The 23211-nt window shown below is 69.0% G+C and carries 24 protein-coding genes; 11 read left to right on the forward strand and 13 right to left on the reverse strand.

Annotated elements, in window-relative coordinates:
• Positions 1-149: 149 nt before the first annotated feature.
• The 9 genes from ABN028_RS03805 (at position 150) to ABN028_RS03845 (ending at position 7584) form a co-directional block, all read left to right on the forward strand.
• Positions 150-848 (forward strand): helix-turn-helix transcriptional regulator, encoded by a 699-nt coding sequence (locus tag ABN028_RS03805; RefSeq protein ID WP_349326648.1) that lies wholly within the window; start codon positions 150-152, stop codon positions 846-848.
• Positions 845-2257, forward strand: coding sequence for a Fe-S cluster assembly protein SufB (sufB, locus tag ABN028_RS03810; RefSeq protein WP_349326563.1), 1413 nt, complete (start codon positions 845-847; stop codon positions 2255-2257). Before ABN028_RS03805 ends, sufB begins: the two co-directional genes overlap by 4 nt.
• An 88-nt stretch (positions 2258-2345) precedes the next feature.
• Positions 2346-3554, forward strand: a complete 1209-nt coding sequence (gene sufD / locus ABN028_RS03815; RefSeq protein WP_349695634.1) for a Fe-S cluster assembly protein SufD — start codon at positions 2346-2348, stop codon at positions 3552-3554.
• Positions 3551-3886: a non-heme iron oxygenase ferredoxin subunit gene (locus ABN028_RS03820; protein ID WP_349326566.1), complete on the forward strand. Its 336-nt coding sequence runs from the start codon at positions 3551-3553 to the stop codon at positions 3884-3886. The genes sufD and ABN028_RS03820 overlap by 4 nt, the downstream gene beginning before the upstream one ends.
• 47 nt (positions 3887-3933) lie before the next feature.
• The gene (sufC, locus tag ABN028_RS03825) at positions 3934-4698 is read left to right on the forward strand and encodes a Fe-S cluster assembly ATPase SufC (protein WP_349326568.1); all 765 of its coding nucleotides are present in this window, start codon (positions 3934-3936) and stop codon (positions 4696-4698) included.
• Positions 4695-6029, forward strand: coding sequence for a cysteine desulfurase (locus ABN028_RS03830; RefSeq protein ID WP_349326570.1), 1335 nt, complete (start codon positions 4695-4697; stop codon positions 6027-6029). The genes sufC and ABN028_RS03830 overlap by 4 nt, the downstream gene beginning before the upstream one ends.
• Complete coding sequence (gene sufU, locus ABN028_RS03835; protein WP_349695635.1) at positions 6029-6568, forward strand: Fe-S cluster assembly sulfur transfer protein SufU; 540 nt, start codon at positions 6029-6031, stop codon at positions 6566-6568. The genes ABN028_RS03830 and sufU overlap by 1 nt, the downstream gene beginning before the upstream one ends.
• Positions 6565-6885: a metal-sulfur cluster assembly factor gene (locus tag ABN028_RS03840; protein WP_349326573.1), complete on the forward strand. Its 321-nt coding sequence runs from the start codon at positions 6565-6567 to the stop codon at positions 6883-6885. Before sufU ends, ABN028_RS03840 begins: the two co-directional genes overlap by 4 nt.
• Before the next feature lie 48 nt (positions 6886-6933).
• The gene (locus ABN028_RS03845; RefSeq protein WP_502877542.1) at positions 6934-7584 is read left to right on the forward strand and encodes an acVLRF1 family peptidyl-tRNA hydrolase; all 651 of its coding nucleotides are present in this window, start codon (positions 6934-6936) and stop codon (positions 7582-7584) included.
• Here the strand turns inward: ABN028_RS03845 and ABN028_RS03850 are convergent.
• The 5 genes from ABN028_RS03850 to ABN028_RS03870 all read right to left on the reverse strand — a co-directional run bounded on the left by ABN028_RS03850 (position 7562) and on the right by ABN028_RS03870 (position 13565).
• The gene (locus ABN028_RS03850; protein ID WP_349695636.1) at positions 7562-8560 is read right to left on the reverse strand and encodes a TIGR03842 family LLM class F420-dependent oxidoreductase; all 999 of its coding nucleotides are present in this window, start codon (positions 8558-8560) and stop codon (positions 7562-7564) included. The two genes, ABN028_RS03845 and ABN028_RS03850, sit on opposite strands and share 23 nt — an antisense overlap.
• 64 nt (positions 8561-8624) lie before the next feature.
• Positions 8625-10028, reverse strand: a complete 1404-nt coding sequence (hydA, locus tag ABN028_RS03855; RefSeq protein WP_349695637.1) for a dihydropyrimidinase — start codon at positions 10026-10028, stop codon at positions 8625-8627.
• Between the two features lie 18 nt (positions 10029-10046).
• Positions 10047-10907: a nitrilase-related carbon-nitrogen hydrolase gene (locus ABN028_RS03860; RefSeq protein ID WP_349326580.1), complete on the reverse strand. Its 861-nt coding sequence runs from the start codon at positions 10905-10907 to the stop codon at positions 10047-10049.
• A gap of 2 nt (positions 10908-10909) precedes the next feature.
• Positions 10910-12469: an NCS1 family nucleobase:cation symporter-1 gene (locus tag ABN028_RS03865; RefSeq protein ID WP_349695638.1), complete on the reverse strand. Its 1560-nt coding sequence runs from the start codon at positions 12467-12469 to the stop codon at positions 10910-10912.
• 184 nt (positions 12470-12653) lie between these two features.
• The gene (locus ABN028_RS03870; RefSeq protein ID WP_349326583.1) at positions 12654-13565 is read right to left on the reverse strand and encodes an LLM class flavin-dependent oxidoreductase; all 912 of its coding nucleotides are present in this window, start codon (positions 13563-13565) and stop codon (positions 12654-12656) included.
• 155 nt (positions 13566-13720) lie between these two features.
• Between ABN028_RS03870 and ABN028_RS03875 the strand changes: the two genes are divergently transcribed.
• Positions 13721-14410, forward strand: a complete 690-nt coding sequence (locus ABN028_RS03875) for an AAA family ATPase (RefSeq protein ID WP_349689435.1) — start codon at positions 13721-13723, stop codon at positions 14408-14410.
• On the opposite strand, the gene ABN028_RS03880 is transcribed toward ABN028_RS03875, so the two are convergent.
• The 5 genes from ABN028_RS03880 to ABN028_RS03900 are packed head-to-tail and all read right to left on the reverse strand — an operon-like array spanning position 14374 to position 19591.
• Entirely contained in the window at positions 14374-15987 is a 1614-nt protein-coding gene (locus tag ABN028_RS03880) for a tripartite tricarboxylate transporter permease (protein ID WP_349695639.1), read from the reverse strand. The two genes, ABN028_RS03875 and ABN028_RS03880, sit on opposite strands and share 37 nt — an antisense overlap.
• Positions 15988-16002: 15 nt before the next feature.
• Positions 16003-16473, reverse strand: a complete 471-nt coding sequence (locus ABN028_RS03885) for a tripartite tricarboxylate transporter TctB family protein (RefSeq protein WP_349695640.1) — start codon at positions 16471-16473, stop codon at positions 16003-16005.
• A complete protein-coding gene (locus ABN028_RS03890) occupies positions 16470-17456 on the reverse strand; it encodes a Bug family tripartite tricarboxylate transporter substrate binding protein (protein WP_349326589.1) in 987 nt (328 codons plus the stop codon). The genes ABN028_RS03885 and ABN028_RS03890 overlap by 4 nt, the downstream gene beginning before the upstream one ends.
• Before the next feature lie 54 nt (positions 17457-17510).
• On the reverse strand, positions 17511-18323 hold the full coding sequence (locus ABN028_RS03895) for an enoyl-CoA hydratase-related protein (protein WP_349326590.1): 813 nt from the start codon (positions 18321-18323) through the stop codon (positions 17511-17513).
• Positions 18320-19591 carry a CaiB/BaiF CoA transferase family protein gene (locus tag ABN028_RS03900; protein WP_349695641.1) on the reverse strand — a complete coding sequence of 424 codons (1272 nt, stop codon included), beginning with the start codon at positions 19589-19591 and terminating at the stop codon, positions 18320-18322. The genes ABN028_RS03895 and ABN028_RS03900 overlap by 4 nt, the downstream gene beginning before the upstream one ends.
• 146 nt (positions 19592-19737) lie before the next feature.
• Between ABN028_RS03900 and ABN028_RS03905 the strand changes: the two genes are divergently transcribed.
• Positions 19738-20676, forward strand: a complete 939-nt coding sequence (locus ABN028_RS03905) for an IclR family transcriptional regulator (RefSeq protein ID WP_349326593.1) — start codon at positions 19738-19740, stop codon at positions 20674-20676.
• Between the two features lie 17 nt (positions 20677-20693).
• Here ABN028_RS03905 and ABN028_RS03910 read toward each other — a convergent pair whose 3' ends face one another.
• The 3 genes from ABN028_RS03910 to ABN028_RS03920 are packed head-to-tail and all read right to left on the reverse strand — an operon-like array spanning position 20694 to position 23211.
• A complete protein-coding gene (locus tag ABN028_RS03910) occupies positions 20694-21317 on the reverse strand; it encodes an energy-coupling factor transporter transmembrane component T family protein (RefSeq protein WP_349326594.1) in 624 nt (207 codons plus the stop codon).
• Positions 21314-21988, reverse strand: a complete 675-nt coding sequence (locus tag ABN028_RS03915) for an energy-coupling factor ABC transporter ATP-binding protein (protein WP_349695642.1) — start codon at positions 21986-21988, stop codon at positions 21314-21316. The genes ABN028_RS03910 and ABN028_RS03915 overlap by 4 nt, the downstream gene beginning before the upstream one ends.
• Positions 21985-23211 (reverse strand): thiolase family protein, encoded by a 1227-nt coding sequence (locus ABN028_RS03920; protein WP_349695643.1) that lies wholly within the window; start codon positions 23209-23211, stop codon positions 21985-21987. The genes ABN028_RS03915 and ABN028_RS03920 overlap by 4 nt, the downstream gene beginning before the upstream one ends.

The raw sequence follows: 23211 nt of genomic DNA on the forward strand, positions 1-23211 counted from the left end.
TTGTGAAAAACGCCCGGCCGCCTGTCGCGGCTCCCGCGGCAGCGGGATATGGTGTGTCCGGTGGGCATTCCACGCCCACAGACACGCAGCGGGACGTCACGCCCGAATCGGCCCACCAGCACGGGTCGACCCGGGAACGTGTCGCGCGGGTGATCCTCGAGTCCGGGCCACAGACGGCCGCCGCCCTCGCCGAGCGGCTCGGCGTCACACCGGCGGCCATCCGGCGCCATCTCGACGCCATGCTGGCCGAGGGTGTCGTCGTGGGGCGGCAGCAGCGCGTCTACGGACACCGCGGGCGTGGCCGGCCGGCGAAGGTGTTCGCGTTGACCGACGCGGGCCGTGGTGCGTTCTACCAGGCGTACGACGATCTCGCGGTGAGCGCGCTCCGCTACATCAGGGAGACCGGCGGGGAGCACGCCGTCGAGGAGTTCGCGCGCCGCATGGTCGGCCGGCTGGAGGAGCGGTACCGCTCCGTCGCGGCGTCCTCGCCGGGCGCGGAGGGAACATCCGCGCTGGCCGAGGCGCTGTCCGAGGATGGGTACGCTGCCTCGGTCGAGCCGGCCCGGCTGGGCGAGCAGCTGTGCCAGCACCACTGCCCGGTCGCCCACGTGGCCGAGCAGTTCCCACAACTGTGCGAGGCCGAGACCGAAGCGTTCTCCCGGCTCCTCGGGCGACACGTTCAGCGCCTCGCGACCATCGCCCACGGTGACGGCGTGTGCACGACGCACGTGCCCCACCAACCGCAGGAACACCGCACGCACGAACTCCGGGCCGCAGAACCCCGGACGGAGCAGGACCGAAGCCAACCCACGACCCGGCTCGACCGGACTGGGAGGAATTCTTCATGACCACGACCGCGCATCCAGAACTCGAGGGTCTGGGCCGCTACAAGTACGGCTGGGCCGACTCCGACGTCGCGGGTGCCACGGCCAAACGGGGCCTGTCCGAGGCCGTCGTCCGCGAGATCTCTGCGCTCAAGAACGAGCCCGAGTGGATGCTCGACATGCGGCTGCGGGGTCTGAAGTTCTTCTACCGCAAGCCGATGCCCACGTGGGGCGCCGACCTGTCGACGATCGACTTCGAGAACATCAAGTACTTCGTACGCTCCACCGAGAAGCAGGCCGCGACCTGGGACGACCTGCCGGCGGAGATCAAGAACACCTACGACAAGCTCGGCATCCCCGAGGCCGAGAAGCAGCGTTTGATCGCGGGCGTCGCGGCGCAGTACGAGTCGGAGGTCGTCTACCACAAGATCCGTGAGGACCTCGAGGAGCAGGGCGTCATCTTCCTCGACACCGACACGGCGCTTCGCGAGCACCCGGAGCTGTTCCAGGAGTACTACGGCACGGTGATCCCCCCGGGCGACAACAAGTTCGCGGCCCTCAACACCGCGGTGTGGAGTGGCGGCAGCTTCATCTACGTACCGCCGGGCGTGCACGTCGAGATCCCGTTGCAGGCGTACTTCCGGATCAACACCGAGAACATGGGGCAGTTCGAGCGGACGCTGATCATCGTCGACGAGGGTGCCTATGTGCACTACGTCGAGGGCTGCACGGCGCCGATCTACTCGACCGACTCACTGCACTCGGCGGTCGTCGAGATCATCGTGAAGAAGAACGCCCGCTGCCGGTACACCACGATCCAGAACTGGTCCAACAACGTCTACAACCTCGTCACCAAGCGGGCCACCGCGGCCGAGGGCGCGACGATGGAGTGGGTCGACGGCAACATCGGCTCCAAGATCACGATGAAGTACCCCGCGATCTACCTCATGGGCGAGCACGCCAAGGGCGAGACGCTCTCGATCGCGTTCGCCGGTGAGGGGCAGCACCAGGACGCCGGCGCCAAGATGCACCACCTCGCACCGCACACCTCGTCCACGATCATCTCCAAGTCGGTGGCGCGTGGCGGCGGCCGCACGTCCTACCGCGGCCTGGTCGAGGTGCAGGAAGGCGCGGACCACTCCAAGAGCACGGTGAAGTGCGACGCCCTGCTGATCGACACGGTGAGTCGGTCCGACACCTACCCCTACGTCGACGTCCGCGAGGACGACGTGGAGATGGCGCACGAGGCGACGGTGTCGAAGGTCACCGACGACCAGCTCTTCTACCTCATGAGCCGCGGGCTGGGCGAGGACGAGGCGATGGCGATGATCGTCCGCGGGTTCGTCGAGCCGATCGCGCGCGAGCTGCCGATGGAGTACGCCCTCGAGATGAACCGGCTGATCGAGCTGCAGATGGAGGGCGCAGTCGGCTGACGCCGGCAGGGCCACCGCGCGGCCCACGCCGAACGAACGCAGAACACACAGGACACCACGAACGACAGAAGGCGAGAACGACTCCGACATGCCCGAGATCAAGACCCGTCCCCGCAGCGCGGACGCTGGTACCGGTGCTGGAACCGCCAAGCCGGCTTCGCACCTGCACCCGCCGGGTTCGTTCGACCTCGCCGACCACGAGGTGCCGACCGGCCGCGAGGAGGTGTGGCGGTTCACCCCGCTGAAGCGCCTGCGTGGCCTTCACGACGGCTCGGCGCCGAGCGGTGGCAAGGTCGTCGTGGACGTCGACGCGCCCGCGGAGGTCGGGGTGGAGACGGTCGGCCGGGACGACGCCCGGCTGGGTGGGGTCTATCTCCCGGGTGACCGGGTGAGCGCCCAGGCCTGGACGTCGTTCACCGAGGCCACGGTCGTGACGATCCCGTCGGAGGTACGGCCGTCGAAGCCGGTCGTCGTGACCGTCCGCGGGGAGAACGCCGAAGGCGCGAGCTACGGCCACACCTTCGTCGACGTCCAGGCGTACGCCGAGGCGGTCGTGGTCCTGGACCACGTGGGTACGGCGACCTTCGCCGACAACGTGGAGTTCAGCATCGGAGAGGGCGCTCAGGTCACGGTCGTCTCGATGCAGGACTGGGCGGACGGCTCCGTCCACGCGGGACACCAGGCCGTCCGGGTCGGCCGTGACGCCAGGGTCCGGCACGTCAACGTGACCTTCGGCGGCGACCTGGTGCGGATCTACACCCACGTCGAGTACGCCGGCGTGGGTGGTGAGGCCGAGATGCTCGGGCTCTACTTCGCCGACGCGGGCCAGCATCTCGAGCACCGCCTCTTCGTCGACCACAACGACCCGCACACCAAGAGCAACGTGGAGTACAAGGGTGCGTTGCAGGGCAGCAAGGCGAACACCGTGTGGATCGGCGATGTGCTGATCCGCAAGGCGGCCGAGGGCATCCAGACCTACGAGAACAACCGCAACCTGATGTTGACAGACGGCTGCCGGGCGCACTCGGTGCCGAATCTCGAGATCGAGACCGGCGAGATCGTGGGCGCGGGCCACGCGAGCACGACAGGTCGTTTCGACGACGAGCAGCTGTTCTACCTGCAGTCGCGGGGGATCCCCTCCGACGAGGCGCGTCGGCTCGTGGTGCACGGGTTCTTCGCCGACCTGGTCCGCCACATCGGCGTTCCCGAGCTCGAGGACCGGCTGCTCGCCGCCGTCGAGGCCGAACTGGAACGCAGCGTCGGCCTGCCACCGGCGTCCTCGGGGGTGGGAGCATGAGTGACTACCAGCGGGCCTGTGCGTTGGCCGAGGTACCGGACCTGGGTGTCGTGCCGACCGTCATCGACGGCGTACCCGTCGCGATCGTCCGCAGTGAAGGTGCCGTCCACGCGATCTACGACGTGTGTTCGCACGAGGAGGTCGCACTCTCCGAAGGCGACGTCGACGACGGCGAGATCGAGTGCTGGCTGCACGGCTCGCGCTTCGACCTCGCCAGCGGGCAGCCGACCGGCCTGCCCGCGACCGAGCCGGTGCCTGTGTATCCGGTGAAGATCGACGGCGACGACGTGCTCGTCGACGTACGCCATCCCCTGAACGCCGCGACCGAATGAATCCCACAAGCGACTGACCTGCACGAGAAACTGGAGCCTGATATCCCGTGAGCACCCTCGAGATCCGCGACCTGCACGTGTCCGTCGAGACCGAGTCCGGTCCGAAGGAGATCCTGCGTGGGGTCGACCTGACCGTCACGTCGGGGGAGACCCACGCCATCATGGGCCCGAACGGCTCGGGCAAGTCGACTTTGGCGTACTCCATCGCCGGCCACCCGAAGTACCAGATCACCAAGGGCGGCGTCACGCTCGACGGCACCGACCTCCTCACGATGACAGTCGACGAACGCGCCCGGGCCGGGCTGTTCCTCGCCATGCAGTACCCCGTCGAGGTGGCGGGAGTCTCGGTCTCCAACTTCCTGCGTACGGCCAAGACCGCGGTCGACGGCAAGGCGCCGGCACTGCGGCACTGGGTGAAGGACGTCAACGGCGCTCTGGACCGGCTGGGCATGGGGGCCGACTTCGCCCAGCGCAACGTCAACGAGGGCTTCTCCGGCGGTGAGAAGAAGCGGAACGAGATCCTCCAGCTGGAGCTGCTCGACCCGAAGTTCGCGATCCTCGACGAGACCGACTCCGGGCTCGACATCGACGCCCTGAAGGTCGTGTCGGAAGGCGTCAACCGGTTCAGCGACAAGGGTGACAAGGGCGTCCTGCTCATCACCCACTACACCCGGATCCTGCGCTACATCACGCCGGACCACGTGCACGTCTTCGTCGACGGCCGGGTCGCCGAGGAAGGTGGCCCCGAGCTGGCCGAGAAGCTCGAGGCCGAGGGCTACGCGAGCTACGCGAAGGCGGGCGCATCCACGTGACGACCACCCCTGCAGTAGACCGGCTGGACGCGCAGAGGATCCGGAAGGACTTCGCGATCCTCGACCGGGTCCTGCCCAACGGTCGTCGGCTCGTCTACCTCGACAGCGGGGCGACCTCGCAGAAGCCGCGCCAGGTTCTCGACGCCGAACGCGACTTCTACGAGCAGCACAACGCCGCCGTCCACCGGGGCGCGCACCGGCTGGCCGAGGAGGCGACCGACCTCTACGAGTCCGCCCGGGCGCGGATCGCCGCGTTCGTCGGTGCTGACGAAGGTGAGGTGGTGTTCACCAAGAACACCACCGAGGGCATCAACCTCGTGGCGTATGCGATGAGCAATGCCGCGACGGCGGGCCCTGCGGCGGAGCGCTTCTCGGTCGGCCCCGGCGACGAGATCGTGGTGACCGAGATGGAGCACCACGGCAACCTCGTGCCCTGGCAGATGTTGTGCCAGCGCACCGGGGCCACGCTGAAGTGGTTCGGGCTCACCGACGACGGCCGGCTCGACCTCTCCGATGTCGAGGCCATGATCACGCCGCGCACCAAGGTGGTGGCGTTGACCCAGCAGTCCAACGTCCTCGGCACGGTCAACCCGCTCGATCTCATCACCGCCCGGGCCCATGTCGTCGGGGCGCTCGTCGTCGTCGACGCCGCGCAGTCGGTGCCGCACCAGCCGGTCGACTTCCACCGGCTCGGCGTGGACTTTCTCGCCTTCTCCGGCCACAAGATGCTCGGCCCGACCGGCATCGGGGTGCTGCTGGGGCGCCGCGAGCTGCTCGAGGCGATGCCGCCGTTCCTCACCGGCGGGTCGATGATCGAGGTCGTCCGCATGGACATGACGACGTTCGCTCCGCCGCCACAGAAGTTCGAGGCAGGGGTGCCCAACATCGCCCAGGCGATCGGGCTCGGCGCCGCGGTCGACTATCTGAATGCCGTCGGCATGGAGGCCGTCGCCGCGCATGAGCACGACCTCACGGCGTACGCCCTGCACCGGTTGGCCGCCATCCCCGGCGTACGCATCATCGGGCCGCCGACGGCGGAGGCGCGTGGGGGAGCGGTGTCGTTCGTCGTCGACGGGATCCACCCGCACGACGTGGGCCAGGTCCTCGACGACCTCGGCATCGCCGTCCGGGTCGGGCACCACTGCGCCTGGCCGATCGTGCGCCGCTACGGCATCCCGGCCACCACGCGAGCGACGTTCTACCTCTACAACACCCGGGCCGACGTCGACGCGCTCGCCGAGGGCGTCGAGGAGGTCAAGCGCTTCTTCGGCGTGGACAGTGCTCTGGGCGTGGACAGTGCTCTTGGCGTGGACAGGGGTACGGGAACCTGATGCAGGTCGAGGCGCTCTACCAGGACATCATCCTGGACCACTACCGAAGCCCGCACGGCAAGGGCCTGCGGGATCCCTTCGACGCCGAGGTCTACCACGTCAACCCCACGTGCGGTGACGAGGTGACGCTCCGGGTCCGCCTGTCCAGTGGCGAGGGCGACGGAGACGGACCGGTCGTCGAGGACGTGTCGTACGACTGCATGGGGTGTTCGATCAGCCAAGCGGCCGCTTCGGTGCTCCACGACCTTGTGCAAGGCCGCCGGGTCGACGACGCGATGCGGGTGCATGACGAGTTCCTCGCGCTCATGCAGTCGAAGGGCCAGGTCGAACCGGACGAGGAGGTGCTCGAAGACGGCGTCGCCTTCGCCGGTGTGTCGAAGTACCCCGCGCGGATCAAGTGTGCGCTCCTCGCCTGGATGGCGTGGAAGGACGCGACTCTGCAGGCGATGGGTGCTGGTGATGCAGTTGGCACGCACGAGCAGGTAGCGTCGGAGCAGTTGGGCACCCAGTCGGACGACGAGAGGGGAGCCGGGCGATGACCGAAGTGAAGACGTCTGACGACGACGTTCTCGAGGCGATGAAGGATGTGGTCGACCCCGAGCTCGGCATCAACGTCGTCGACCTCGGTCTCGTCTACGGCGTTGCGCTGGACGACGCGGGTGTCGCGACGATCGACATGACCCTGACGTCCGCGGCGTGTCCGCTCACCGACGTGATCGAGGACCAGACGCAGGTGGCGCTTGACGGCGTGGTCGATGCGTTCCGGATCAACTGGGTCTGGATGCCGCCGTGGGGCCCGGACAAGATCACCGACGAAGGTCGCGAGCAGCTCCGCGCGCTCGGCTTCAACGTCTGAACGGCATCTCCGCACCACCACGCCCAGTCCGGTCCGTCCGCTGCCAGGATGGTGGGCGTGAAGGAGATCCGGTGTGCGCCCGAACGGCTCGACCGTTGGCTGGCCGGCTTCGCTGACCGACACGGGGAGACGTCGTACGCCGCGACTCCGGAAACCGTGGCGGTCACCGCGGCCGATGGTGCGCGGGCTGAGTGTCGCGTGCCGTTCCCTCCGCTCTCGGTCGACGAGACCTTGCCGTACGCCGGTCTGGTCGAGCACGCCCGCCGTGACCGGACGGTCGGCGTCGTACTCGTCCGGATGGGTGGGTACGCCGCAGGAGTGTTCGAGGGTCGCCATCTTGTGGCGTCGAAGGTCGGGTCGCGCCTGGTGCAGGGCCGGTCCGCCGCCGGCGGCTGGTCACAGCAGCGGTTCGCGCGGCGGCGGGAGAAGCAGGCGAGGGAGGCGTTCGGTGCGGCCGCGGACGTCGTCGCCCGGGTCGTCGTCCCCCGTGCCGAAGCGGGCGAGCTTGACGCGGTCGTCGTCGGTGGTGACAAGCGGGCGGTCGAGCAGGTCCTCGCCGACACCCGGCTGGCCGCGCTGCATCGGCTCGTCGTGCCGCCGCATCTGCACGTGCCCGACCCGCGCCTGGCGGTGTTGCGGCGTACGCCTGAGGAGTTCCGGGCCGTCCACATCCGGCTCAGCGCCGCAGCTTGGGGATGATGTCGCGGCCGTACGCCTCGAGCGTGCGTTCGGGTTCGTCGTGCATGAGGTACAGCGCGAAGTGGTCGACCCCGATCTCGGCGAGCTCACGGAGCCGGTCCACGTGCGCCGACTCCGGACCGACCAGGCAGAACCGGTCGACGATCGCGTCGGGTACGAAGTCGGTGGACGGATGGCCGGCCTTGCCGTGGTGGGAGTAGTCGTAGCCCTCCCGCCCGGCGATGTAGTCGGTGAGCGCCCGGGGGATCGGGCCGTCCGTGCCGTAACGGGCGACGAGATCGGCCACGTGGTTGCCGACCATCCCGCCGAACCACCGCAGCCGGTCCCGCTGATGCGGCACGTCGGCGCCGACGTAGGCCGGAGCCGCCACGCACATGGTGATCGCGCCCGGATCACGGCCGATGTCAAGTGCGGCTTGACGCACCGACCCGATCGTCCAGCGGGCGATGTCGAGGTCGGCCGTCTGCAGGATGAAGCCGTCGGCCACCTCACCGACGAGGCGCAGTGCCTTCGGGCCGTAGCCAGCGAGCCACATGGGCAGCCTTCCCTCGCGTACCCACGGGATCCGCAGGGGTACGCCGTGGTGGACAACCTCCCGGCCTTCGGCGAGCTCCTTGATGACGTGCATGGACTCGCGCACGGTGGCGAGGGTGGCGGGTCGCCGGCCGATCACCCGGTGGGCGGAGTCACCGCGCCCCATACCGCAGATCGTGCGGTTACCGTGCATCTCGTTGAGTGTCGCGAACATCGACGCGGTCACCGACCAGTCGCGCGTCCCGGGGTTGGTGACCATCGGACCGACCGTCATGCGCGACGTGGCCGCGAGGATCTGGGAGTAGATCACGAACGGCTCCTGCCACAGCACGTGGGAGTCGAAGGTCCAGCCGTAGCTGAAGCCGTTGCCCTCCGCCAGCCGCATCCGGTCGACGACGTCACGGGCCGGCGGATCGTTCTGCAGGACCACCCCGAATTCCATGCGTCCCCCAAGTTTCCTGCGTGTGTTGTCGACGATGCGAGCGGGCCTGAGTGCAGGCGCTCGCTCAGGTGAGGTACTGGCAGAGGTCGCGGGCGAGGAACCCACCGTGGCCCGCCCGACCGTGGAACTCCCCACCGGTGATGATGATCCGCCCGCGCGAAAGCACCGTCTCGACCCGGCCGGTGATCGACATTCCTTCGTACGCCGAATAGTCGACGGCCATGTGATGCGTACGCACCGACAGGGTTTGTCGTGCCCGCGGGTCGTAGACCACGATGTCGGCATCGGACCCGGGCGCGATCACGCCCTTGCGGGGATAGAGGCCGAACATCCGCGCGGGCGTCGTCGAGGCGATCTCCACCCAACGACCCAACGAGATCTCGCCGCGGACGACGCCCTGGTGCAACAGATCCATCCGGTGTTCCACGCCCGGAATTCCGTTGGGAATCTTCGAGAAGTCACCCTTGCCGAGCTGCTTCTGGTCCTTGAAGCAGAACGGGCAATGGTCGGTTGACACGACGCTCAGGTCGTTCGTCCGCAGCCCACGCCACAGCTCGTCCTGATGCTCGACGGGGCGCAGCGGTGGCGAGGCGACGTACTTCGCACCCTCGAAGTCCGGCCGACCGAGGTCGTCGAGGGACAGGAAGAGGTACTGCGGACAGGTCTCGGCGAACACGTTCTGCCCGGTGTCGCGGGCAGCGGCGACGGCACTGAGCGCCTGGCTCGCCGACAGGTGGACGATGTAGAGCGGCGCCCCGGTGACCTTCGCCAGGGTGATGGCCCGGTGGGTCGCTTCCGCTTCGAGCTCCGGCGGCCGGGTCGTGCCGTGGTGTACAGGATCGGTCCGACCCTCGGCCAACGCCTGGACGACCAACTGGTCGATCGCGATGCCGTTCTCGGCGTGCATCATGATCGTCGCGCCGATGTCCTTCGCCTTCTGCATCGCCCGCAGGATCTCGCCGTCGGTCGCGTAGAACACTCCGGGGTAGGCCATGAACATCTTGAAGGAGTTCACTCCGGCCCCGACGCAGGCGTCCATCTCCTTCAGCGTGGCGTCGTTGACGTCGGAGATGATCATGTGGAAGCCATAGTCGACCGCGGCCTTGCCGGCGGCTTTCCCGTGCCATGCCTCCAACGCCGACAGCAGGGACGTGCCCTTGGGCTGCACCGCGAAGTCGACGATGGTCGTGGTGCCGCCCCAGGCGGCGGCGGTGGTACCGGTCTCGAACGTGTCGGCTGAATGCGTTCCGCCGAAGGGCATCTCCATGTGCGTGTGGACGTCGATGCCACCGGGCAGGACGTACTTCCCCGTGGCGTCGATCACCCGGTCCGCACCCGCCGCCCAGGTGTCGGCGAGGCCGGACTCGGGCGCCGCGACCGCCGCGACCTTCTCACCGGCGACGAGCACGTCGGCGGGGGTCGCGCCGGTGGTCGAGAGGAGGATTCCGTTGCGGATGACGGTGTTCATCGCCTGCGTCCCTTCGACCTACGGCGTCACGAGAGAGTCGTAGGTCTCGGGCCGCCGGTCGCGGTAGAAGGCCCACAGATCACGCACCTCGGACAGCACCGCCATGTCGAGGTCGCGGACGACCACCTCGTCGTCGGTGTCGGATGCGGCGTCGCCGACCACCTGCCCGCGCGGGTCGGCGAAGTACGACTGGCCGTAGAAGTCGTTGTCTCCCAGGGGTTCGACGCCGACGCGGTTGAGCGCCCCGACGAAGTACTCGTTGGCGACAGCGGCAGCCGGCTGCTCGAGCCGCCACAGATACTGCGAGAGGCCGCGGCTCGTCGCCGAAGGATTGAAGACGATCCGCGCGCCGGCGAGTCCGAGCGCGCGCCAGCCTTCGGGGAAGTGGCGTTCGTAGCAGATGTAGACACCGATCCGCCCGACTGCGGTGTCGAACACCGGATAGCCGAGGTTCCCGGGTCGGAAGTAGAACTTCTCCCAGAAACCTTTCACCTGCGGGATGTGGTTCTTGCGGTGCTTGCCGAGGTAGCGCCCGTCGGCGTCGATGACAGCGGCGGTGTTGTAGTAGACGCCCGGCTGTTCCTCTTCATACATCGGGACCACGAGCACGATGCCGTGCTGACGGGCGAGCTCGCACATCAGCTGCGTCGTCGGGCCGTCGGGGATCTGCTCGGTGTAGGAGTAGTAGTCGGCGTCCTGCACCTGGCAGAAGTACGGACCGTAGAAGAGTTCCTGCAGACACACGACCTGCGCGCCCTGCGAGGCCGCCGTCTGGATGTGCGCGACCGCGTTCGCGATCATCGAGTCCTTGTCGCCGGTCCAGCGTTGCTGCACGAGCGCGGCCCGCACCGTTCCCGGCGTACTTCTCGAGTCAGGCATGGTCAGACACTCCCCGTTCCTTTCGTGTGGGACGACGCCGCTCGGGTGGAGGACGCTGGTCGCGTCGCGGACAGCGCCACGTAGATGATGAGCCCCGCGGCCAGACCCACCGCCCAGCTGTAGTCGTACAACGGTCGGAGCCAGGGGAGCAGACCGTCGGCGGGGAAGGGCCCCTTGCCCGGCGCGGAGTAGGCGCCGCCGACCGCGAGGACCGCGCCGACGACCGTCGCGACGACCGCCCGCCAGTTCCAGCCGGCGGTGTACCAGTAGCGCCCACCGACGCGGTACAGGTCGCCGAGCGCGATGGTGGTGCGGTCGACGATCCAGTAACCCGCGATGAGGACGCCGGCCACGGAGGCGAGCACCCCGCCGTAGAAGCCCAGCCAGGCGAAGATGTAGACGTTCGGGCCCGAGATCAGCCGCCACGGCTGGATGAGGATGCCGATCACGCCGGTGAGCAGGCCGGCCGTACGGAAGGTGAGCCAGCGCGGCAGCGCGTTGGAGAAGTCGTACGACGGACTGACGACGTTGGCCGCGACGTTGCACGACATGGTGGCGAGGATCGCCATGACCAGTCCGATGATGACGATGACCGGATGGTCGAAGCGCCTGGCCACCTCGACCGGATCCCAGACCGCCTCGCCGTAGACCACGATCGTGGCCGAGGTGATCATGATCGACACGATCGAGATGAACGCCATCGTGGTCGGCAGGCCGAGCACCTGCCCGATCGCCTGCTGGCGTTGGCCTCCCGAGAACCTCGTGAAGTCGGGCATGTTCAGCGAGAGGGTCGCCCAGAACGCGATCATGCCCATCAGCGACGGCCAGAAGACCGTCCAGAAGTCGACGCCCCAGCCGAGTTGCGACGGCTGGGAGAAGATCGGACCGAACCCGTCCGCCTCGATCACCATGTAGACGAGGAGAGCGAGGAACGCGACGGTGACGAGCGGAGCAGCCCAGTTCTCGAACCGTCGCAGGCCGTCGATCCCGCGGGCGATGAGGACCATCTGGACCGCCCAGAAGAAACCGAAGCTGAGCCACAGGGTCCACGGCTGGCCGGCGAGAGCAGTGGCCTCGATCCACGCGACCCCCGCCAGTTTGCCGACTATCACGAAGATCGCCTGGCCACCGATCCAGGTCTGGATGCCGAACCACCCGCAGGCGATGAACGCCCGCAGCAGGGCTGGAAGGTTCGCGCCACGGACGCCGTAGAAGGCGCGGGCGAAGACGGGGAACGGGATGCCGTACTTCGTACCCGCATGGCTGTTGAGCAGCATCGGCACGAGCACGATCAGGTTGGCGAGGGTGATCGTGACGAACGCCTGCAGCCAGTTCATCCCGATCGCCACCAGGCCCGAGGCGAGGAGGTACGCGGGAATGTTGTGCGCCATCCCCATCCACAGGGCGGTGTAGTTGTACGTCGTCCAGCGCCGGTCCTTAGTCGGCGTCGGTGCGAGTTCGGCGTTGGCGTACCGACTCGCGACAATGGCGGACGGATCCCTGAGGTCGATCCGGCCGTCGTGATGGACGACCTGCTCCTGCGACTCTCTCGTTGCCGTCATCGCCCCCCGCTCCCTCGCCGGTCCCACCTGGCGAAGCCCCACCGTCGCAAAGGCTTGGATGCCACCTGCGTGCGGCAGACCAGCGCCTCGTCAGGCCGATGCTAGGCGATCACCGGACCGGTCGGGGCAAAACGGTGAACGGCGAGGCGGCTTGGAGCGAGTCGCGATCGAAGCTCTCGTCGTACTACCGGGCGCGGTAGCGGGCGAGCGCGTCGGCGACGAGATCGATACTGGCCGCCTCGCTCGGCTCGGGCCAGCAGATGAGCTCCGACACGCCTTCGGACTCCCAGGCGGCGAAGGCGTCCGCGATCTGATCGGCGTCGCCACGGATGACCCGCGCCGGATCCTGGTCGTCACCGTCGGGGTTCGCGGTCTGGCCGCCGGGAGCGGCGATCCGGATGCCGGCGGTGCGGGCGAGCGTCGCCGGGTCGCGGCCGATCTCCTGGCAGGCGGCGGTGAGGGCGGCGTTCGCCTCCCGGAACCGGTCGCCGGGCAGGCCGAACCACGCGAGGTTCCAGCTGTCGGCGTACTCCGCGGTGAGCCGGAGCATGCGTGGCCGAACTCCGGCCACCAGCACTTCCGGGCCGGTCCGGTCCGGGCGGATGCGTACGGGCGCGTCGGCGGCGTGGTGGAAGCGACCGGACACGGACGCACGGCCCGTACGCAGCATGGTCGTGATGATCTCCAGCGCCTCTGCGAACCTGCCGACCCGGTGGTCGAACGGCAGCCCGAACGCCTGGAACTCCGGCTCGTGCCACCCCGCGCCCAGGCCGAGGACCACCCGGCCGCCGCTGATCTCCTGCAGTGTGTCGGCCATCCGGGCGAGGACGGCGGGTGGTCGGAACGCCGTACACAGCACCAGCGCGCCGATGCGTACGCGTGACGTGGCGTCGGCGAGCGCGCTCATCACCGTCCATGCCTCCCACGGCGACGCCGACGCATCCTCGGTCGACTCGCCGAGCAGGTGGTCATAGACCCACACCGAGTCCAGGCCGGCGTCCTCTGCGCGGGTCGCGAGGGACCGGATGTCGGCGTAGCTCAGCGGCACACCCGGCTGCGACTCCTCGCCCAACGGCAAGATCACGCCCACACGCATGGATCCCCTTCCACCGGGAGGTGAGGTCCGCAGCCTTGACGCACTCGGTGGTGCGAGGTGCGGCGGGCTGTCGGCCATCAGTGCTACCGGCGGCAGCGTATCCGTCCAGGCCGGCTCGAAGGAACGACAGCGGTCCCCAGGCGCGTTGAACCCGCATGTTCTTCGACACCGACGCGACCCTCACCGGGTGTCACGATTTCCGCGACAAGGGTGTTGACCACCTGCGCTATCCGGTCGACTCGGTCGTCGTTCTCGTCGGGATCCCAGGTGCCGGCAAGAGCACCCTTCTGCACAGGCTTTCCGGGACCGCCGCTGACGAGCCCCTCCCGGAGCAGCGGGGAGGCGTCCGGATCGTCGACTCCGAGCAGGAACGTTTCCGCTGGCAGCGGTACATGGGGAGCCATGCCTACGCCTGGTGGCGCCCGGCCGTGCACGCGGTGCACTACGGTCGCGTCTGGGCGGCGATCCGGCACGGAGGTCCGGTGATGGTTCCCGACTGCGGTACGCGTCCATGGGTACGCAGCCTGCTGGGGCGCCTCGTCGCTGCTGAGCGTCGCGTCCTGCACCTCGTGCTCCTCGATGCGACACCAGAGCAGGCCCGGGCGGGTCAGCGGGCGCGAGGGCGATCCCTTGGCGTGCAGACCTTCCAGCGGCACTGTCGCCGATGGGGCGCGCTCCTGGCCGCGGTGGAACGGGAGGGAGACCCGGCACATCTGGTGCCCGGCGCCCGGTCGGCGGTGGTCCTGGACCGGCGGTCGGCGGAGCGGCTTCGCGCCGTGAGTTTCACCGGCGTGTCGCAGCGGTCGGACTACGGCGTTGTCGCCGAACTCCGGTCCGGTTCCTGATCGTCCCCCTGTTCCTCGCCCCCACCCTGATCCGTACGCCGCCTCTGGTCTTCGTCCCGACCCTGGTCCAGGGCCGGCCCATGCCGGCGCCGACGTCCGGACAGGAGTACCGGGAGCAGGACGAGGACCACCATCAGGGCCAGCAGCACGATCGAGGCCGGCCGCTGGACGAAGATGTCGGGACTGCCCTGAGAGATGATCATCGTCTGACGCAGGCTCTCCTCCGCGATCGGCCCGAGGACCAGCGCGACCACGAGCGCGGCCGGGGAGAATCCGTGGAGCCGCATGAAGAATCCGAGCACCCCGCACCCGATCATGACGGCGACGTCGACCATGCTGGTGTTGACGGTGAAGGTGCCGAACGTACAGAGGACGACGATGATCGGGGCGAGCACGCGGAACGGCACCCGTGCGATACCCGCGAACGCCGGAATGCAGAAGATGTTGACCAGCAGCAACATCGCGTTCCCAAGGTACATGCTCGCGATGAGGCCCCACGCGAACTCGGGGTTCTGTTCCATCAGCAACGGACCTGGCTGCAGGCCCCACATCAGGAATCCACCGAGCAGGACGGCCGTGGACGCGGAGCCCGGAATTCCCAGCGTCAGAAGTGGAACCATCGCACCCGCCGAGGCGGCGTTGTTCGCCGCCTCCGGACCGACGAGACCCGGCATGGCGCCCTTGCCGAACCTCCCCGGTTTCGCCGAGAGCGACTTCTCCACGCTGTAGGACATGAGGGACGCAACGGTGGCCCCTGCTCCCGGCGTCGTGCCGACGAAGAAGCCGAGGAACGAGCCGCGCAGGATCGGCCCCCGCGACTCGAGGACATCGGCGCGGTTCGGCCAGAATCCCTTGGCGCGGGCGCTGACGGAGAAGTAGCCGAGCCGTTCCAGATGCCCACCACGGTAGAGCGTGTGGAACACCTCGCCGAGCCCGAAGATCCCGATGGCGACCGGGATGAAGTCGATGCCGTTGATGAGTTCTGGCGAGCCGAACGTGAACCGCTGCTCGCCGCCGCCGATGTCCACGCCCACCGTCGCCAGGACGAAGCCCATGAGAGCGGAGAGCCCACCAAGCAGACGGTTCCGGCCGATGACGACGACCAACGTGAGCAGGCCGGCGAGCACCAGCAGGAAGAGCTCCGGCGGGCCGAACCGCGACGTCACCGACGCCAGCAACGGCGCCGCGACGCTGATGAGCAGGGTCCCGATCGTGCCGGCGACGAACGACGCGACCGCGGCCATGACGAGTGCGGGACCGGCTCGGCCCCGGCGGGCAAGGGGATAGCCGTCGAACGTGCTGGCGACGGTCGCCGACTCGCCCGGTGTGTTGATGAGTACCGACGTGATCGTGCCGCCGTACATCGCGCCGTAGTAGATCGCGGCGAGCATGACGATCGCACCGGTCGGATCGAGGGAGAACGTCAACGGCAGCAGGATGGCGATACCCGCGGACGGGCCGAGACCGGGCATGACACCGATCACCATGCCGACCAGGACGCCCAGGGCGAGCAGGACGAGGTTCTGCGGGCTGAGGACCGTCGCGATGCCCGTCGCGAGATGCTCCAGGATCCCCATGCGCGGGCGCTCCTTCTAGAAGATTCCGGAGGGCAGCTGGGCGTCCAGGACCCTCTCGAAGAGCACGTAGAGCGTGACCGGCAGGCCGACACCGAGAGCGGCGTTTCCGACGAGCCGGCGGCGCCCGGGATTGAGCAGCATCAGCGCGCCGGAGAGAAACACCACCCCGCCGACAAGTGCGCCAGCGACGGCCAACAGGACGAAGAAGCCCACACACGCACAGACAGCGCCAGCCAACAGGGGCGGATGAGTCGGGGTCCCGGTGTCGGCTCCGGTGTCGGCCCCGTCCCCAGGATCGTGTCGCCACAAGGCGACGAGGCAGAGGACGAGCGCGGCCACACCGATGAGCCGTGGGAAGAACCCCGGACCGATCTGCCCCGAGGGCATCCGCCATGCCATGTCCCAGGACAGAACGGAGTATCCGGCAAGCACGCCCGCGAGCACGCCGAGGAACATGCCACGAGCGCCGAGCCGCCGAAGCCTCATATCGCACCGCGTTCGCGCAGGATCTCCTCCAGCTCCTTGGAGGTGTCGGCGATGAACTGGCCGAAGTCGTCGCCCCAGCGGACGTCCTCGACGAGAAGGTTGTCGCGCAGGTAGGCCTTCCACTTCTCGGTCCGTACGAGCTTCTTCATCGTGGTGATCCACCACTGCCGGGCGTTGTCCGGCACCTCCGGCGGCAGGATCAGTCCGCGCGGCATGGTGGGAAGCTCGGTGAACCCGAGCGACTCACCGGTGGGTACGTCGGACAGCTTCGCCGGTGACTCGCGCCCGGTGAAGAGCAGCGGCACCATGTCGCCGGCGTCGATCTGGCCCATCACCTCGCCCGGGTTGGAGACCACCGCCTCGAGGGACTTCGACGTCAGGGCGGTGAGCAGTTGCCCCTCGTCGTTGAACGGTACGTAGTCGATCTTGTAACCGGCCTTCGCGGCGAACATGTCGTGGAGGATGAAGTCGACGTTGACGGTGCCGATGCCGCCGACCGCGACGGTGCCCTTGCCCTTGGCATGGTCGACCCACTGCTGCCAGGTCGCCAGACCGCTCCCGGCATTGACGACCAGCAGCGCGGCGTCGGTCGCGAAGAGGCCGACCGGAGTGAAGTCGGTAGGAGTCCAGCCCGGATCGGACTCCAGCGGCGTGGTGAGGAACGATCCCGACGTGGTCGAGATGACATAGGGATCGCCGGACTTTCTGAAGACGTGGCCCCAGCCCGTCGCGCCGCTGCCACCCTCGCGGTTCTGGACCGCGATGTGTTCGGGATAGAGCTTCTCCCGCTCGAGGATGTCGACCATGGTGCGGGACATGATGTCGTTGCCGCCTCCTGGGCCGAACGCGATCGTCCAGTCCAGGTCCTCCGACGGGTAGTCGGCCTCGCCCCCGCCCGTCGCGGCTCCGTCGGCACACCCCGCCACGCCGACAGCCGCGGCACCCAGGGCGAGGAACGTTCTTCTCGGGTACGCATGCGTCATTGCAAGGCTCCCTTCGTTCCGGTCGTACGCCGGATCGGCGTGGCCGGGTGGCCCTCAGCCGAACCGCGGAGTGCGCTTGTCGAGAAAGGCGCGGACCCCTTCGGCGTAGTCGGCGGTGTCGAACGAGGTGTTACGCAGGTCGGTCGTCACCGCGTCCTCGGTGGTTTGCCCGGCGACGATCCGGTTGACGATCGTCTTCGCCGCCCGGACGCTGTACTGGGCGCGCGTGGTGAGCAGGTGGGCAAAGTCGTAGGTGTGCTTCTCCAGGTCGTCGACCGGCGTCACCTCGTCGAGCAGTCCGACCCGCAGTGCTTCGGCCGCCGACATCTTCTCGCCGGACATGAGGATCCACTTCGCCCGCGACGGTCCCGCCAGGTCGACCAGCCGCTTCGTGGACTCGAGGCTGTAGACGAGACCGAGCTTGGCCGGGGTGATGGCCATCGTGGTGCGCTCGTCGCCGAAGCGCAGGTCGGCCGCGAACGCGAGCCCCGCGCCTCCGCCGATGCAGTAGCCGTGGATCATCGCGATCGTGGGTTTGTCGAGCTCTTCGATGGATTGCTCGGCCGCGGCCACCCGGTCGTTGTAGACGCGGGCCTTCTCGGCGTCGCCGCGGACGCGTTCGAACTCGCTGATGTCCGCCCCGGACGCGAACGACCGGACGCCCGCACCCCGCAGGACCACCACCTTCACCGACTCGTCGGCCGCGATTACGCCGAAGAGGTCGGGGAGAGCGGTGTACATGTCGAGGGTGATGGCGTTGTGGCTGTCCGGGCGGTTGAGCAGCACGGTGGCGACGGCACCGTCCCGCCGCAGAACAAGGTCGCCGTCTGGAGCGGCGAAACGGTCGGCATGGCTGGCGGAGTTCACGATTCGACACCTGCGCGGTCGTAGGGAGTGGTGGAGGTCTGGGGGGCGGGCCTGCGATGCCGCTGCATCTCCGGATGGGCGTCGAACGCGATGCTGTCGGCGAACAACGCCGCGATCTCGTCGTCGGCGAGCCCCGCCTCGGTGAGGACCTCGACCGTGTGCTGGCCGAGCCACGGCGCCGGAGCCCTGACGGCGAAGTCGAACTCACTGAACTTCGTGGGTGGCCCGATGGTGTTCATCGCCCCGATGATCGGATGGTCGAGGTTGACCACCATGCCGCGGGCCCGCACGTGGGGATCGGCCAATGCCTCGTCGTAGGTGAGGACGGGTCCGCCGGGGACACCTGCCTTGTCGAGTGCGTCGATCCATTCCTGCGTACGACGGTGGGTGGTGATCGCCTCGATCTCGCGTTCGAGGTCGTCGATGTTGCTCAGCCGGTCGGGGAGCGTGCGGAAACGGGGGTCGTCGAGCCACTCGGGCCGGTCGAGTACACCGGTGACGAGGCGCTCCCACAGCCGGTCGTTGTTGGCCCCGATCGTGACGTAGCCGTCGGCGGTGCGGTAGGCCTGGTACGGCGTCGACCGGCGGTGTCGGGTGCCGGTGGGTGCGGGGCGTTCGCCGCCGCCGAACCAGGCACCGGACTCCCACACCGTCCAGGCGAGGCCGGCTTCGACCAGCGAGACGTCGATGTGCTGCCCCTTTCCGGTGCGCTGGCGGAGGAGAACGGCTGCGAGGATCGAGTAGACGGCCGTTGCGCCGGCGGCGAGGTCGTTGACCGCGATGCCGACCTTCGCCGGCCGTCCGTCGGGATGCCCGGTCATGCGAAGGAACCCGACGGCGCCCTGCGCCATGATGTCGAAGCCCGGCCGGTCGCGGTAGGGCCCGTTCTGGCCGTAGCCGCTGATCGAGCAGTAGAGCAGGTCCGGTCGCAGGGCACGCAGGACTTCGTAGTCGATGCCGAGCCGGGCGACGACGCCGGGCCGGAAGTTCTCGATCACCAGGTCGGCGCCGTCGACGAGGCGGAGGAACGCCTCCCTGCCCCGGTCGGCCTTCAGGTCGAGGGAGACGCTGCGCTTGCTCCGGTTGGGCATGGCGAACGGATAGCTCTCGCCGTTGACCTTGGGGCTGAGCCGCCGGGAGTCGTCACCGGTGATCGGCTGCTCGATCTTGATCACGTCGGCGCCGAGTTCGGCGAGAACCATCGTCGCGTACGGCCCGGACAGGAACCGGGTCAGGTCGAGAACCCTGAATCCGTCAAGGGGCAACATGTTCGGCATTCCTCCCGTGCTGCCACGAATCCGTGCACTTGGTCAGTTCGTGCAATTGGTCAAGATCGGTGCTTGCCACAAAAGCGATGGATGCCGCAAAGTGGGATAACATCCTGTAATTCAGGAACACTAGGCAGGGAGGCAGGGTGACGTCAACGGACTGGCAGGATCCGAACACATCGGGTGGCGTCCTGGGCTCCGGCGTTCCCGGCGGCGGCGCGGGCCCGAACGGACCCGAATCCCCAGGCGCGGAGGTGGGCGCATCCGAGACGCCCGCGCGTCGTCGAGGCGTGCAGTCCATCGATCGCGCCGTCACGATTCTGCGCTGCTTCGACGCCCGCCATCCCGAGCTGGGCATCAGCGACATCGCCCGGATGACCGGACTGTCGACGAGCACGACGCACCGGCTGCTCGGCGCGCTGCAGGACAACCGATTGGTACGCCAGACCCGCGACCGCCGCTATGCCCTGGGCTCGCTTCTGGTCCAGCTCGCCCGCGGAGGAGCGATGGCGACGAGTGTGCGCGAAGCCGCCCTCCCGGCGATGCGGCGGCTCCGCGACGAGATCGACGAGACCATCGGTCTGCACGTGTTGCTGCCCACCCATGACCGCGCGGTCATCGACCAGGTGGAGAGCCGCCAGCCGCTGCGCCGCAGTTACACCGAGTTCGGCGCACCGATCCCGCTGCCTCTCGGCGCGCCCGGCAAGGCACTCCTCGCGCACCTCGCCCATGCCGTGCAGGAGTCGATCCTCGCCCGGCCGATACCGGCCGCGACCCCGACGACGGTCACCGACCCGGTGCTCCTTCGCAAGCAGCTGGCCGAGATCCGGGCCCACAACTTCGCGCTCTCCTACTCCGAGCGCACGTCGGGTATCCGGACGATCGCGGCCGTCGTCTTCGACGGCTCCGACGTTCCGGCGGCATCGATCAGTGTCTCCGCGCCAGAGGTACGGATGCCCAACGTACGGATGGAACGCCTCGGCCCGGTCGTCGCGGCCACGGCATGGTCGATCTCCGAGGCCCTCGGTGCGACCCGCGACGGCGTGGCCGCACAGATTGCCCTGGCCAGCCCACCCGTGGAGTGACTTCGACGTCCAGCCCTTCAGTCGTCGAGGCCACGGGCTGCGAGCGCGTCACCCATGGCGTCGGCCTTCTTGAGCAGGCGTACGACGAGGGACACCGCGAGGGCGACCGGGCTGCGTTCGAGGCCACGGGCACGCTGCGCTTCCCGGGTTTCCGCGTACGTCTGGGCGACCAGGGGGATACAACGCACCGTGAGGGCCAGCACGAGACCGACCCGCATCGGGCTGACGCCGACCCGCTCGAACGGACGCAGGGCCGACTCGAACGCGTCGAGCATCGCCGTGACCCGGGTCGTGAGCGTGACCAGCGCTGCGAGCGCCACCAGGACGAGCAGCTGACCGACGACGAGGACCGCGTGGGCGGGTCCGGCGCTCACCCACTGGAACGCCAGGAGCGGTACGGCGAACCAGCAGACCGGGCGGACCTGCGCGAAGCCCACCCGCCAGGGGATCTGCGCGGCCGTCACCAGAGCCAGGGTGAGCACGACAGCGACGCCGAGGGTGGACACGGCGGTGATCCGCAGGATGACCACCGCCGCGACGGCGAGCGCGGTGAGCTTCGCGCCGGCCGGAAGCCGGTGCAGGAGCGACGACCCCGGTTGGTAGAGGCCCAGACCGCCGTGACCGGGAAGGGCGGCGTTCATGTGAGCAGCTTCCGGTAGGCGTCGACCGCGTCGTCCGCGGTGCTGTCGGCGACCAGGCGCCCGTGGTCGAGGACGAGAACGCGCTCGAACCCGTCAAGCAGTTCGAGGTGATGCGTGACGAGGACGACCTGCTGAGGAAGCCGGCGGAGCAGGTCCGTGACCATCCGTGCGTTGCGCAGGTCGAGCAACGTGGTCGGCTCATCACAGACCAGCGTGGTGGGCTCGGTCACGAGAACCCCGGCGAGGGCGAGCAGTTGCAGCTGGCCACCGGAGAGCAGGTGGGCGGGATGATCGGCGTAGTCGGCGAGACCGTACGCCTCGAGCGCGGCCTGCGCTCTCCGGGACACCTCCTCGCGGGGCAGGCCGAGCCGGCGCAGACCGAACGCCACGTCCTCACCGACGGTCGGCATGACCACCTGGGCATCGGGATCGGTGAAGACGAAGCCGACCCGCCGGCGGACCTCGCGGCCGTCGGTCCGGGTGTCGAAACCGTCGACCTCCACTGTGCCGTGGGTCGGCACCACCAGGCCGTTGAGCAGCCGCGCGAAGGTCGACTTGCCGGACCCGTTGGCACCGACGACACCGATCCGCTGCTCGGTCAGGCGTACGTCGAGATCGGCCAGGACCCGCCGGGAGCCGTAGTGGTGGGAGACGCCCCGCAACTCGATCACCGGTCGCTCCCGGTGCCGCTGCGCCGCCTCTTGGAAGACGGGCCCACGCGGCGTACCAGTGCGGCGACGCCCATGCCACCGCCGACGGAAACCGCGGCGAGTCCGAGCGACGGGCCGTCGTCGCGCACCATCCGGGTGAAGAGCCGGACCATCACGACAGCGCCGGTCGCGCCCCAGGCATGGCCGAGCGCCAGTGCGCCGCCCTCGGGACAGAGCCGGTCGGGGTCGAGGTCGAGCGCGTCGGCGCAGGCCAGCACCTGTCCGGCGAAGGCCTCCACGAACTCGATCGCGCCGATGTCGTCCATGCCCAGCCCCTGCCGGTCGAGCACTTGGCGAACCGTGGCGACCAGACCCAGACCCGGCCGGCCCGGGTCGGTACCCGTGCACGCCCAGTCGAGGATGCGCAGGCCCGGCCAGTTGTGCCGCGCCCGCAGGCGTTCAGGGACGACGGCGACCGCTGCCGCGCCGTCGTTGACGCCGCAGGAGTTGCCGGCGGTGACCGTTCCGCCTGCGTCGTCCGGGACGAACGCGGGACGCAGCCGGGCCAGCCGGGCCGACGTGAGACCGGCGCGCGGGCGTTCGTCATGATCGAGCCCGCCGACCGGAACGAGCTCGTCGGCGAACCGCTTCGCCTCCATGGCCGCGACCGCCCTCGCGTGGCTTCGCGCCGCGTAGGCGTCCTGGCGGATTCGGGAGATGCCGGCCTCGTGGGCCACCAGGTCCGCGGCCTCGCCCATCTCCGGATCGGGAAATGGCGGGGGAGCGAACGGCGCCCGTTCGTAGCGCTGCGGCTCGCCGTCCTGCCCGCCCGCTCGTGCGGGCCAGCTGCGGATCGGCGCCGTCGAGGCACTCTCCGCGCCGCCGGCGAGGTAGACCGTACCCCTCCCGGCCTGGACCAACCCTGCCGCGAGGGTGATCGCCTCCAGCCCGCTGCCGCACTGGCGGTCGACCGTCAGGCCCGGCACGCCGGGGCCGAGTCCGGCCGCGAGTGCGGCCACCCTCGCCACATTGCCGCCGGGACCCATGCAGTTGCCGAGGACGACCTCGCTGACGTGCCGGGGTGAGAGGCCAAGGTCGTCGACCAGCGCGCGGAGAACGGGCGCGGCCAGCTGTTCCACCCGCACGTCGGCGAGCCCGCGGCCTCGGCTGCCGAGGGGGGTACGCCTGGCCGCCACGATCGCCGGGGCGTTCGGGTCCGTGCGTTCGGGCGGGGCGGCTTCCAC

Source organism: Actinopolymorpha sp. B17G11 (assembly GCF_040196095.1).
Classification (GTDB): Bacteria; Actinomycetota; Actinomycetes; order Propionibacteriales; family Actinopolymorphaceae; genus Thermasporomyces.

What these genes read in the sequence shown, in the direction of transcription:
- ABN028_RS03820 (WP_349326566.1), top strand. Translation starts at nt 3,551, where the DNA reads ATGAGTGACTACCAGCGGGCCTGTGCGTTGGCCGAGGTACCGGACCTG.
- ABN028_RS03870 (WP_349326583.1), bottom strand. Translation starts at nt 13,565, where the DNA reads ATGCGTGTGGGCGTGATCTTGCCGTTGGGCGAGGAGTCGCAGCCGGGT.
- sufB (WP_349326563.1), top strand. Translation starts at nt 845, where the DNA reads ATGACCACGACCGCGCATCCAGAACTCGAGGGTCTGGGCCGCTACAAG.
- ABN028_RS03890 (WP_349326589.1), bottom strand. Translation starts at nt 17,456, where the DNA reads ATGACGCATGCGTACCCGAGAAGAACGTTCCTCGCCCTGGGTGCCGCG.
- ABN028_RS03840 (WP_349326573.1), top strand. Translation starts at nt 6,565, where the DNA reads ATGACCGAAGTGAAGACGTCTGACGACGACGTTCTCGAGGCGATGAAG.
- ABN028_RS03850 (WP_349695636.1), bottom strand. Translation starts at nt 8,560, where the DNA reads ATGGAATTCGGGGTGGTCCTGCAGAACGATCCGCCGGCCCGTGACGTC.
- hydA (WP_349695637.1), bottom strand. Translation starts at nt 10,028, where the DNA reads ATGAACACCGTCATCCGCAACGGAATCCTCCTCTCGACCACCGGCGCG.
- sufD (WP_349695634.1), top strand. Translation starts at nt 2,346, where the DNA reads ATGCCCGAGATCAAGACCCGTCCCCGCAGCGCGGACGCTGGTACCGGT.
- ABN028_RS03875 (WP_349689435.1), top strand. Translation starts at nt 13,721, where the DNA reads ATGTTCTTCGACACCGACGCGACCCTCACCGGGTGTCACGATTTCCGC.
- ABN028_RS03910 (WP_349326594.1), bottom strand. Translation starts at nt 21,317, where the DNA reads ATGAACGCCGCCCTTCCCGGTCACGGCGGTCTGGGCCTCTACCAACCG.
- ABN028_RS03860 (WP_349326580.1), bottom strand. Translation starts at nt 10,907, where the DNA reads ATGCCTGACTCGAGAAGTACGCCGGGAACGGTGCGGGCCGCGCTCGTG.
- ABN028_RS03900 (WP_349695641.1), bottom strand. Translation starts at nt 19,591, where the DNA reads ATGTTGCCCCTTGACGGATTCAGGGTTCTCGACCTGACCCGGTTCCTG.
- ABN028_RS03885 (WP_349695640.1), bottom strand. Translation starts at nt 16,473, where the DNA reads ATGAGGCTTCGGCGGCTCGGCGCTCGTGGCATGTTCCTCGGCGTGCTC.
- sufU (WP_349695635.1), top strand. Translation starts at nt 6,029, where the DNA reads ATGCAGGTCGAGGCGCTCTACCAGGACATCATCCTGGACCACTACCGA.
- ABN028_RS03880 (WP_349695639.1), bottom strand. Translation starts at nt 15,987, where the DNA reads ATGGGGATCCTGGAGCATCTCGCGACGGGCATCGCGACGGTCCTCAGC.
- ABN028_RS03845 (WP_502877542.1), top strand. Translation starts at nt 6,934, where the DNA reads ATGGTGGGCGTGAAGGAGATCCGGTGTGCGCCCGAACGGCTCGACCGT.
- ABN028_RS03865 (WP_349695638.1), bottom strand. Translation starts at nt 12,469, where the DNA reads ATGACGGCAACGAGAGAGTCGCAGGAGCAGGTCGTCCATCACGACGGC.